At 65.7% G+C, this 10,848-nt stretch carries 9 protein-coding genes; 7 read left to right on the top strand and 2 right to left on the bottom strand.

The features are described from left to right. Window positions 1-60: 60 nt before the first annotated feature. The 7 genes from MF4836_RS10995 (at window position 61) to lpdA (ending at window position 7,400) form a co-directional block, all read left to right on the top strand. Entirely contained in the window at window positions 61-684 is a 624-nt protein-coding gene (locus MF4836_RS10995; protein ID WP_078470357.1) for a CDP-alcohol phosphatidyltransferase family protein, read from the top strand. Window positions 685-694: 10 nt separating this feature from the next. Further along, a complete protein-coding gene (locus tag MF4836_RS10990) occupies window positions 695-2,452 on the top strand; it encodes a bifunctional alpha/beta hydrolase/class I SAM-dependent methyltransferase (protein ID WP_078470356.1) in 1,758 nt (585 codons plus the stop codon). After that, the gene (locus MF4836_RS10985) at window positions 2,452-3,795 is read left to right on the top strand and encodes a phosphatase PAP2/dual specificity phosphatase family protein (RefSeq protein WP_078470355.1); all 1,344 of its coding nucleotides are present in this window, start codon (window positions 2,452-2,454) and stop codon (window positions 3,793-3,795) included. The genes MF4836_RS10990 and MF4836_RS10985 overlap by 1 nt, the downstream gene beginning before the upstream one ends. Next, window positions 3,785-4,240, top strand: a complete 456-nt coding sequence (locus tag MF4836_RS10980; protein WP_078470354.1) for a hypothetical protein — start codon at window positions 3,785-3,787, stop codon at window positions 4,238-4,240. Before MF4836_RS10985 ends, MF4836_RS10980 begins: the two co-directional genes overlap by 11 nt. Before the next feature lie 9 nt (window positions 4,241-4,249). Further along, the gene (locus MF4836_RS10975; RefSeq protein WP_020294909.1) at window positions 4,250-4,870 is read left to right on the top strand and encodes a lysophospholipid acyltransferase family protein; all 621 of its coding nucleotides are present in this window, start codon (window positions 4,250-4,252) and stop codon (window positions 4,868-4,870) included. A gap of 1 nt (window position 4,871) precedes the next feature. After that, window positions 4,872-5,804 carry a phosphatidate cytidylyltransferase gene (locus MF4836_RS10970; protein WP_020294910.1) on the top strand — a complete coding sequence of 311 codons (933 nt, stop codon included), beginning with the start codon at window positions 4,872-4,874 and terminating at the stop codon, window positions 5,802-5,804. 195 nt (window positions 5,805-5,999) lie between these two features. Beyond that, window positions 6,000-7,400: a dihydrolipoyl dehydrogenase gene (gene lpdA / locus MF4836_RS10965; RefSeq protein ID WP_078470353.1), complete on the top strand. Its 1,401-nt coding sequence runs from the start codon at window positions 6,000-6,002 to the stop codon at window positions 7,398-7,400. A 39-nt stretch (window positions 7,401-7,439) separates the two neighbouring features. On the opposite strand, the gene MF4836_RS10960 is transcribed toward lpdA, so the two are convergent. Then, complete coding sequence (locus MF4836_RS10960; protein WP_078470352.1) at window positions 7,440-9,569, bottom strand: hypothetical protein; 2,130 nt, start codon at window positions 9,567-9,569, stop codon at window positions 7,440-7,442. Next, window positions 9,556-10,755: a DUF3142 domain-containing protein gene (locus MF4836_RS10955; protein ID WP_078470351.1), complete on the bottom strand. Its 1,200-nt coding sequence runs from the start codon at window positions 10,753-10,755 to the stop codon at window positions 9,556-9,558. Before MF4836_RS10955 ends, MF4836_RS10960 begins: the two co-directional genes overlap by 14 nt. Window positions 10,756-10,848: the final 93 nt, after the last annotated feature.

The following is a 10,848-nucleotide window of genomic DNA, read 5'->3' as shown; positions in this document are numbered from 1 at the left end:
CCGGGATTTATGGCAATAATCCAACCCGGCTTCCCCAGCGTGACAAGGAACTGTCCCACCATGCTCTCGATTTATCAGCTCAAACCGCGCTTTCAGAACCTGCTGCGGCCTCTGGTACAGCGTCTTTACGACAACGGCACCACCGCCAACCAGATCACCGTGCTGGCCGGGCTGGTCTCGGTGCTGGTGGGCGTGGTGATCGCCTGTTTCGCCAGCCACCTGTGGCTGTTCGCCCTGATCCCCCTGTGGATGATCCTGCGCATGGCGTTGAACGCCATCGACGGCATGCTGGCCCGGGAGTTCGGCCAGCAATCGCGCCTCGGCGCCTACCTCAATGAACTGTGCGACATAGTTGCCGATTGCGCGCTGATCCTGCCGTTTGCCGTGATCCCCGGCGTCAGCCTGCTGCTGGTGCTGGCGGTCACGCTGTTGGCGCTGTTCAGCGAATACGCCGGCGTGCTCGGGCCGATGGTCGGCGCCACCCGGCGTTACGACGGGCCAATGGGCAAAAGCGATCGGGCGTTCATCCTCGGCGTCATGGCCACCGGCATTGCCCTGGGCTGGCTCGCCGCCGCCTGGATCAACGGCGTCCTGGCGATCGTCGCCGCACTGCTGCTTTACACCCTTGTGAACCGGGTCCGCCAGGGCCTTAAAGAAGTGCAGAACAACGCTCCCTCAGCATAAGGAAATTGCAATGCGCGATGCTCAACACCAGACGTTCACTACCCACGATGGCGTAGAACTGTTTTACCGGCACTGGCCAGCCACTGCCGCCACACCCGGCGAGCCGCGCCAGGCCGTGCTGTTGTTCCACCGCGGTCACGAACACTCCGGACGCATCGCCCACCTGGTGGACGAACTGGACCTGCCCGGCTTCGACTTCTTCGCCTGGGACGCCCGTGGCCATGGCCAGTCCCCGGGTGCACGGGGCGACAGCCCGAGTTTCGCCACCAGCGCGCGAGACGTGCAGACCTTTTGCGACCACTTGAACGCCACCTACCAGATCGACGAAGAGAACATCGCGGTCGTCGCCCAGAGTGTCGGCGCGGTCATCGTCTCGACCTGGGTCCACGACTACGCGCCACGCATCCGCTCCCTGGTGCTCGCGTCGCCGGCGTTCAAGGTCAAGCTCTACGTACCCTTTGCCCGCAGCGGCCTGGCCCTGATGCGCAAGTTTCGCGGCAACTTCTTCGTCAACAGCTACGTCAAGGCGCGCTTTCTCAGCCATGACCCGGAACGCGTCGCGTCCTATGACAGCGACCCGCTGATCACCAAGGCGATTTCGGTCAACGTCTTGCTCGGCCTGTATGAGGCTGCCGATCGCGTGGTGGCCGACGCCCAGGCAATCCAAGTGCCGACCCAACTGCTGATTTCCGGCGCCGACTTCGTCGTGCACCGCAAACCCCAGGAGCAGTTCTTCGAACGCCTGGGCAGCCTGCACAAGGAAAAACACATCCTGCCGGGCTTCTTCCACGACACACTGGGCGAGAAGAACCGCGCCCCTGCGGTCGCCAGCGCACGACGCTTTATCCTGCAGACGTTCGCCCAGCCCCTGGACCGCCCTTCCCTGCTCGATGCCGATCGCCTGGGCGCTACCTGTGCCGAATCCGAATCCCTGGCCGCGCCGCTGCCGCACAACTCGCCCCGTGACCTGTACTGGCGCATGACCCGCGCCAGCATGCGCCTGGGCAGCCAGCTGTCGGCCGGGGTCAAGCTGGGCTTCGACACCGGTTTCGATTCCGGCAGCACCCTGGACTACGTGTACCGCAACAAACCCACCGGCACGTCGGCCCTGGGCCGCATGATCGACCAGAACTACCTCAACTCCATCGGCTGGCGCGGCATCCGCCAACGCAAGCTGAACGTCGAGGAGCTGCTGCGCCTGGCCATGGGCAAGCTGCGCGAACAGAACAGCGAAGTGCGCATCGTCGACATCGCCGCCGGTCACGGGCGTTACATTCTCGAAGCCCTGCAAGGGGTCAGCCCGCTGCCGGAATCGATCCTGCTGCGCGACTACAGCGACATCAACGTGCGCGACGGCAGTGCGCTGATCGGCGAGAAAGGCCTGGGCCAGATCGCCCGCTTCGTCAAAGGCGATGCCTTCGATCGTGCCGACCTCGCGGCACTCGACCCGAAACCGACCCTGGCGGTGGTCTCGGGCCTGTACGAGCTGTTCGCCGACAACCAGATGGTCGGCGGTTCGCTGTCCGGCCTGGCCGAGGCCGTGGAACCCGGCGGTTACCTGGTGTACACCGGGCAGCCGTGGCACCCGCAGCTGGAACTGATCGCCCGCGCCCTGACCAGCCACCGCCAGGGCCAGGCCTGGGTCATGCGCCGCCGGACCCAGGCGGAGATGGACCAACTGGTGGAAGCCGCCGGTTTCCGCAAAGTGACCATGCGCGTCGATGAGTGGGGCATTTTCAGCGTATCCCTGGCCCAACGGGTGCAATGATGACCCACGCCGCAACGCCGGGCCGCGAGCCCGGCTTGCTGAAACCCGCGGTGCTCTGGTTGTTGCTGCTGGCACCGCTGTTTTTCAGCACCTACGGTTTCGCCACCTGGTACACCTCCCAGCGTGACGATGTCGGCAGCCTGGTGTTCGGCTGGGAAAGCCATATGCCGTTCTGGGCCTGGACCATCGTGCCCTACTGGTCCATCGACCTGCTGTACGGCCTGTCCCTGTTGCTGCCCAACAGCCGCGAAGAACTCAAGCGCCACGCCCTGCGCCTGCTGACGGCGCAGTTGATCGCGGTCAGTTGCTTCCTGCTCTGGCCGTTGAGCTTCACCTTTGCCCGGCCGGAGCTGGACGGGGTGTTTGGCTGGATGTTCGAGGTCCTGGCCGGGTTCGACAAACCGTTCAACCAGGCACCGTCGCTGCATATCGCCCTGCTGGTGATCCTCTGGGTCTGCTATCAACGGCATAGCCAAGGGATGTGGCGCTGGCTGGTGCACGGCTGGTTCGCGCTGATCGGGATCTCGGTACTCACCACTTATCAACACCACTTTGTCGACTTGCCCACAGGCGCCCTGGCCGGCTGGCTGTGCGTCTGGCTCTGGCCCCTGGACCGACCCAGCCCGCTGCTGCGCCTCAAGCCCGCCCAGGACCCCAAGCGCTGGCAACTGGCCGTGCGCTACGGGATTGCCGCGGCGCTGCTGGGCTACCCCGCCCTGACCCTGGGCGGCACCTGGCTATGGCTGGTGTGGCCGGCTGTGGCCTTGCTGCTGGTGGCCCTGAACTACGCCCTGATTGGCGCCGAAGGCTTCCAAAAACGCGCGGACGGGCGCTTGACCCCCGCCGCGCGCTGGCTGCTGGCGCCCTACCTGGCGGCGGCCTGGATCAATTCTCGGCTGTGGACGCGCAAGCATCCACAGCCGGACCAGGTTGTGGATAACGTCTGGCTGGGGCGGATTCCGACCCCGGCCGAGCTGCAGGACAGTCCATTCAGCGCGGTGGTCGACCTGTGCGCCGAGCTGTCCCTGGACGCCCGGCACCTGGCCTACCGCTCGATCCCTGTACTCGACCTGACCGCGCCCAGCCCCGAACAGTGCCTGTCCGCCGCACAGGCCATCGAGAGCCTGCGCCAGCACGGACCGCTGCTGGTGTGCTGCGCCCTGGGTTACTCCCGCAGCGCCACCGCCATCGCCGCCTGGCTGCTGCACACCGGGCGCGCGGCCAACGTCGATGCCGCTATCGTGCAGATTCAGCGCGCACGGCCGCAGATCGTCCTGCACCCGGCGCACCGTCAGGCCCTGGAGCAGTTATCCACAGTCGAGGGTGCGGTTTATGGCCACTGACATGCAATTGCACGCGGTGGCCAGCCTGTTGCGCCGCGGGCGCAGCCTGGATCAGTTATCCACAGGGCTGAGCCTGTTCGGTGTCGCCCTGGGGCTCAGCCCCTGGTGGCTGGCAACTTTCAATCCATGGCTGCTGTGTTTCGCGGCGACCCTGTTGGTAGTGGGCCTGCTGGAAAAATACTGGGCGCTGCGCGTGGCCTTCGATGCCGACCTGTTTCAACGGGTCGCCGACGACCCACAGCCACTGGCCGAGCGTACCCAGGCGCTGGACCTGGCCCTCAGCGCGCTGGGCCTGCAACCCGCCGCACGCGCTGGCCGGCCCTGGCCCGAACGTACCCGTGGTGCCCTGGGGCTGTTGCGCCGCCAGGCTCTGCTGCTCGCTGTACAAGTTTTGCTGACATTGGGCTTCATCCTGGCCAGCCCCTGGCTGGCCTTTGCCGGATAAGGAATTCTCATGTTCGAACCCGTGGTCTCCACCCTCATCACCTCTGCCGCGCGCAGCATCACCGGGGCCCGCAGCCTGTGGCTCGGCTGCGCGCCGGAAGCGACCCAGCGCATCTACTTCGCCAACCACAGCAGCCACGGCGATTTCGTGCTGCTCTGGGCCTCGTTGCCCCCGGCCCTGCGCAAATTGACGCGACCGGTGGCTGGCTCCGACTACTGGCACAAGAGCACCCTGCGCCGCTACATCATCAACCGCGTGTTCAACGGCGTGCTGATCGACCGCGAGCGCAAAGAGCCTGTGGATAACCCCTTGCAGCCCATGCTCGATGCCCTGGAGAACGGTGATTCGCTGATCATCTTCCCCGAAGGCACGCGTAACCTCGAAGACGGCCTGCTGCCGTTCAAAAGCGGGATCTACCACCTGGCAAAAAGTTACCCACAGGCGCAATTGATCCCGGTGTGGATCGCCAACCTGAACCGGGTCATGCCCAAGGGCCGGTTCCTGCCGCTGCCGCTGTTATGCACCACCAGTTTCGGCGCCCCGCTGAACCTTGAAGAAGGTGAAAGCAAAGAGCACTTCCTTGAACGCAGCCGCGAAGCGCTGCTGGCCCTGGCCCCGGAGCATTCCTGACATGGATAAGCAAACCCTGATGTTGTTCGGCGGCATCGGTGCCATTTTGGTGCTGGCCTCGCTGATCGGTTTCATCCTCAAGCTGCGCACCCGCGGCACGCCCAACTCGGTGATCGACAACCTCAACGCGCGGATCAACGCCTGGTGGGTGATGGTGGTGGTGATCGGCCTGGCCTTCTGGCTCGGCACCAGCGCGGTGATCCTGCTGTTCTACGCGGTGTCGTTCTACGCCCTGCGTGAATTCCTGACCCTGACCCCGACCCGGCGCAGCGACTACCCGGCGCTGGTGGCGGCGTTCTACCTGGCGCTGCCCCTGCAATACCTGCTGATCTACTCGGACTGGTACGGGCTGTTTTCGATCTTTATCCCAGTCTACGTGTTCCTCCTGCTGCCGATCCTGGCGTCCTTGGGCGGCGACACCACGCACTTCCTGGAGCGCGCCTCCAAGGTCCAGTGGGGCTTGATGATCGCAGTGTTCTGCGTGTCGTTCGTACCGGCCCTGCTGACCCTCGATATTGCCGGCTATGAGGGCCGCAACCTGCTGCTGATCGCCTACCTGGTGATCGTCGTGCAGTTGTCGGACGTGCTGCAGTACGTCTGTGGAAAACTCTTCGGCAAACGCAAGATCGCGCCCAACCTGTCACCGTCCAAGACGGTGGAAGGCTTTGTCGGCGGCATCCTGCTGGCCTCGCTGATCGGCGGCGCGCTGTTCTGGATCACCCCGTTCAATATCTGGCAGTCGTTCCTGATCGCCCTGCTGATCAACCTGCTGGGCTTCGCCGGCGGCATCGTCATGTCGGCCATCAAGCGCGACCGTGGGGTCAAGGACTGGGGGCACATGATCGAAGGCCACGGCGGCATGCTCGATCGCCTGGATTCGGTGTGTTTCGCCGCGCCGATCTTCTTCCACCTGGTGCGCTACTGGTGGACCTGAGGTAACGACGCTCTATCGCTCGGGCGGGGGCATTGACCTCCCCCGAGCAACCTCCCTCCTGCTCTCCCCGCCTTCCTTCCTCGAAACCCGGCCCTTGACCGGTAGGCTTTCGAGGCTTCATATTACGACCGTAATTTTTTATCCGGCCATCCTTCAACGGTCTTCCTTTCCCATCCCTTGTGCAGGAGTAACGCCATGAGTACCTACGACGTCGTGATTCTGGGCGGCGGCCCCGGTGGCTACAACGCGGCCATCCGTGCCGGCCAGCTGGGGCTGAAAGCCGCCTGTGTCGAAGGCCGCGCCACCCTCGGCGGCACCTGCCTGAACGTGGGCTGCATGCCGTCCAAGGCGTTGCTGCATGCCTCGGAACTGTACGACGCGGCCATGGGCCAGGAATTCGTCAACCTGGGCATCGAGGTCAAGCCGACCCTCAACCTGGCGCAGATGATGAAACAGAAGGACGAAAGCGTGGCCGGCCTGACCAAGGGCATCGAGTTTCTGTTTCGCAAGAACAAGGTCGACTGGATCAAGGGCTGGGGCCATATCGACGGGCCGGGCAAGGTCACGGTGACCGACAACCAGGGCGCCAAGACCTCATTGCAGGCCAAGGACATTGTGATCGCCACCGGCTCCGAGCCGACGCCCTTGCCCGGGGTGGAGATCGACAATAAACGCATCCTCGATTCCACCGGTGCCCTGTCCCTGGGCGAAGTGCCCAAGCACCTGGTGGTGATCGGAGCCGGGGTCATCGGCCTGGAGCTGGGCTCGGTCTGGCGCCGCCTGGGGTCCGAGGTCACCGTGATCGAGTACCTGGACCGGATCTGCCCCGGGGTCGACGGCGAAGCCGGCAAGACCCTGCAGCGCGCCCTGGGCAAACAGGGCATCACCTTCAAGCTCGGGGCCAAGGTCACCCGCGCCACCACCTCGGCCAACGGCGTGCAGTTGAGCGTCGAACCGGCGGCCGGCGGCAGCGCTGAGCTGATCGAGGCCGACTACGTGCTGGTGGCCATCGGGCGCCGGCCTTACACCCAGGGCCTGGGCCTGGAAAACCTCGGCTTGAGCACCGACTCGCGGGGCATGCTGGCCAACGAACGCCACCGTACGGCGGCTGCCGGGGTCTGGGTGATCGGTGACGTGACCTCCGGGCCGATGCTCGCCCACAAGGCCGAGGACGAAGCCATGGCCTGCATCGAGCAGATCGTCGGCAAGGCCGCCGAGGTCAATTACGCGCTGATCCCCAACGTCATCTACACCCGGCCGGAACTGGCCAGCGTCGGCAAGACCGAGGAGCAGCTCAAGGCCGAAGGCCGGGCCTACAAGGTCGGCAAGTTCCCGTTCAGCGCCAACAGCCGGGCCAAGATCAACCATGAGACCGAGGGTTTCGCCAAGGTACTGGCCGACGAGCACACCGATCAGATCCTCGGGGTGCACCTGGTGGGCCCCAGCGTCAGTGAAATGATCGGCGAGTACTGCGTGGCCATGGAGTTCTCGGCCTCGGCCGAAGACATCGCCCTCACCTGCCACCCCCACCCCACCCGCTCCGAAGCCCTGCGCCAGGCGGCAATGGATGTGGAAGGTGCGGCAACGCAGTTCTAAGCTGCAAGCCTCAAACGTGTAGCTCGCCGCTGAGGGGGCTTAGGCTCTCCTGCGCCAGAGCAGGTAGCCGGCGCCCAGCACCAGCAAACCGGCGCCCAGCAGCACACCGGTCTTGTGGGCCCGCAGTGTGGAATACAGCCCGTCCAGCCACTGGGTCAGGTAGCGTTTATTGGCGGTGTCGAAATTCGGCTCTTCACAGTTCATGCCGAAGTTGCCGGCCCACTCCACATAGGGGCCGTGTTCCACATAACGCTGGTAGTAGTCGATCTCGACATCGCTGCCCCGGGTCCAGCGCGCCGCCTTGCACAGCACCGCGGCGAAGGCCTGGCTGCTGTGAGGCAGGAAATCGGCGGCGGTGTTGGCCAAGGCTCCCGCCACATAGCGGTAGTGATAACGCACGTCGGGCTCGGCCTGGCTGGCCTGCTGGCGTTCGACTTCCGCCGCACTGACAAAGGGCCCGACCGTGGTCGCGGGGATCTCCAGGCTGTAGTCCCCCCACAGGGTGCGGTAGTCCGGCCCCATCTCATACCCGAGGATCTCCATCCCCGACTTGCGCGCCAATTGCCCGGCCCGGTAGTAGGCTTCGGCACGGCCGGTGGGCAGCCAGGCCGATTCCGCCTGGCGCCGGTAATCGCCATAGGCCTTGGCAGTGGCCTGCAACTCGGGGCTGTCGAAGTAGCCCGGCGCTTCGGCGTAGCGGCCTTCGCGCAACAACCTGCGGCCGAGCAGCTCACGCAGCTGCGCGGCAATCGGCAGGGTCTGGTAGTAGCCCTGTTCCTGCTTCGGCGTCGGCGGTGGCGCCGGGACCTGGGTGTCGACGAACTGCTTGAGTTCATCCACGGTCAGCACGCGCTCGGCCACGGTGGCCGCGTCCTGCCAGTAGATGTCGTCGCTGTGATACAGCTGCTCGAACGCCTGCAGGTAATCGCCACGCTCCAGCGCCAGCACCGCACTTTCACCCTCGACCCGGCAGCCGGGCCTGAGGGTTTCGTAGTTGCCGTCCTCGCCGGTGCGCTCACCCCAGCTTTCGCCCTGGGGGAAAGCCTTGGCCGCCTTGGCATAGGCGCTGGCCGCCGCGGCCTTGTCACCGTCGCGCAGCGCCAGCTTGGCCCGCAGCCACCAGGCCAGGCCGCCATCGCCAGCCCGTTCGAGCAGCAGCTTGGTGGTGGCGTAGTCGCCGATCTGATAATTCAGCGCCGCCAGGCGGTCGGCGTTGTCCAGGCTGCCGCTGGCCGAATGGCTGAGCAGTTTGATCATTTTCTGATCAGACTCCGAGCGCTGCGTGGGTTCGCCAGTCATGCGACTGATCAGGCTCGCCGCCAGCAAACGCGGGACGGCGGGGTGACTGAACAAGGCCTGCAACTGCTCTTCAGGCAGTGCCGCGAGCTCGCCCGCCAGCTCACGCAGGGAGCTGGTGCCGATCGACGAACCCAGGCGACTCTGGCTGGCATACAGCTCGATGGCCTGCTGCCAGTCGCCGGCCATTTTCGCCACGCGGGCTTCTTCGCCCAAACTGGCGATGCCCAGTTCCAACGGGTCGCCAAAGCCGTCGATGCTCAATTGCCGCGCTTGCTGAAAGGCCTGCCGGGCCTGCTGCATCAGTGCCTGGCGGCCCTGTTCGTCGAGATCGCCAGCCTCCTGGCCCATGGCGTACAACGCCCGCCCCAGGGAATAGGCCGCCCAGGTACTGCGCAGTGCGCGCTGCGGCGCCGGTAAGGCCAGCACCTGGCGGAAATACTCCGCCGCCTGGGCGTTGTCGCCGGCCTTGAAGGCCACGGCCCCGGCCAGGTACAGGTTGATTTCCAGCGGCAGGCTGGCGCCCTGTTGCTGCGCCTGATGCGGGTCCTGCAGTTGGCGCAACTGGGCCACCAGCGTGCGCTGGGCGTCAGTCAGGCCGTCCTGCTCGGCTTTGTCCCGCTGCTCCTGGTACGGCTGCTCGCCACCGTCGTAATAGGGCGACAGCGAAGCCTCGGTCGCTGGCTTGAGCCCGGCGGTCACCTGCCCCAGGCGGCTGACCTCGAACTGAAAGCTGCCCTCGGGCAACACGGCCAGGGTCTGCGCCCGGTCACCCAGCAGGCGCGCCGGAAAGAACGGCCCGCAGGCCAACGTCGAGGTCAGCGGCAGGCACAGGCTCAGGCACAACAGGTGACGGGGTTTAGGGACGAACATGGGACGCTCCTTGATCAATTCTTGAACAACGCGCCCAGCCCAGGGCTCGCGCGCTTCCTGCCTGCAAACGGCCTTCACTGCGCCGGGTGAACAGCAACTGCCCGGGGCGCTGTTGCACCCCGTAACCGGCCAGGGCGTCGCTGGCCTGGCAGCCTTCCACCGCCAGGCTGACCTGCTCGGGCAAGGGGCTGTCGAGATTGCCCGTGTTGCCCAGGCGAATATCAAACAGACCGTCTTTTTCGCTGAATGTCAGCTGCCACCGGCTGATCAGTTCATCACCACGGGCCACCGCGCCCAGGGTTTCGACACTCCAGGCCCGCCGATCGCCCTGGAGCGGCAGGCGAAACCAGATCAGCCCCGCCAGATGGGGCGGCCGATCCCCGCGCAATTCACGAGCCAGTTTGGCCAGTTGCACCGGGTCGGCCATCAGCTCGCGGCGCTGGCCAAGGCCTGGCACCGGCACTTCGCTTTCAATCACCGGCGCCCCGCCATCACTGGGCAGCAGGGCCACGCCGTAGGCCGGCAAGGCCAGGTAGAACGGTTTGTCGCTGACCTTGGCCCAGCGCTCGGCCCATTGCCGGGCCTGCTGTGGATCGAACAGGCCGTGCCGCGGATCGCTGACGGCATGCACCTGCAACACGCTGCTGTCGACCGTGGCCAGCAGCGCCGGCAACTCGCGGCTGCCCAGCCACGACGGCAAGGCGGTGATGCTGAGCTTGAGGGAGGCCGGCAATACGCCGCGCAATTGAGTGAGGAACCCGGCATAGGCCGGCAGCCGCGCACTGCCAGCGTCGTGGTCGATCTCCACCCCGACCGGGGTCAAGCCCTGGGCCTGCCAGTCGGCGAGCAATTGCAGGATCTGCGCGCTGACCTCGGCCTGATCCAGGCTCTTGAGTTGGCCATCGAGGCGAATCACCGCAATCAGCGGGCGCCCGTCGGCCTTGAGCAGCGGCGCATCGATGCGTGCGCGGCTCCAGCCGGCACCGGGGAAGGCCTGCAGCGCCAGCACGCGCAAGGTGGAGAAGTCGGCGCGGGTCCGGGACAGTGCATCGCCATGGGCCGGGGTCCATTGCCGTTGCCAGATATAGAGCTGCTGGTCGAGCGCGGTCGTGTCCCTGGGCTCGCAGCCGCCGAGCAACAGGGCGAACAGCAACACACAAAGGCGGACGCAGACGGAAGCGGACATGAATCGCGGGTATCCCTTGACGCAAAAAGGGCCGGTTCAAGGCCCTGTTTTCAGATCCGCCAGCCTACGCAGGCCCAGGCTTGGGAGCAATGC

The organism is Pseudomonas sp. MF4836 (assembly GCF_002018875.1).
In the GTDB taxonomy this organism is placed as follows: domain Bacteria; phylum Pseudomonadota; class Gammaproteobacteria; order Pseudomonadales; family Pseudomonadaceae; genus Aquipseudomonas.
The sequence above is the reverse complement of the archived record's forward strand: the minus strand, read 5'-3'. Positions and strand labels throughout refer to the sequence as shown.

Bases quoted from the DNA above. Each gene is read 5' to 3' on its own strand.
- lpdA (WP_078470353.1), top strand. From the start codon at position 6,000: ATGAGTACCTACGACGTCGTGATTCTGGGCGGCGGCCCCGGTGGCTAC.
- MF4836_RS10995 (WP_078470357.1), top strand. From the start codon at position 61: ATGCTCTCGATTTATCAGCTCAAACCGCGCTTTCAGAACCTGCTGCGG.
- MF4836_RS10970 (WP_020294910.1), top strand. From the start codon at position 4,872: ATGGATAAGCAAACCCTGATGTTGTTCGGCGGCATCGGTGCCATTTTG.
- MF4836_RS10980 (WP_078470354.1), top strand. From the start codon at position 3,785: ATGGCCACTGACATGCAATTGCACGCGGTGGCCAGCCTGTTGCGCCGC.
- MF4836_RS10985 (WP_078470355.1), top strand. From the start codon at position 2,452: ATGACCCACGCCGCAACGCCGGGCCGCGAGCCCGGCTTGCTGAAACCC.
- MF4836_RS10960 (WP_078470352.1), bottom strand. From the start codon at position 9,569: ATGTTCGTCCCTAAACCCCGTCACCTGTTGTGCCTGAGCCTGTGCCTG.
- MF4836_RS10975 (WP_020294909.1), top strand. From the start codon at position 4,250: ATGTTCGAACCCGTGGTCTCCACCCTCATCACCTCTGCCGCGCGCAGC.
- MF4836_RS10990 (WP_078470356.1), top strand. From the start codon at position 695: ATGCGCGATGCTCAACACCAGACGTTCACTACCCACGATGGCGTAGAA.
- MF4836_RS10955 (WP_078470351.1), bottom strand. From the start codon at position 10,755: ATGTCCGCTTCCGTCTGCGTCCGCCTTTGTGTGTTGCTGTTCGCCCTG.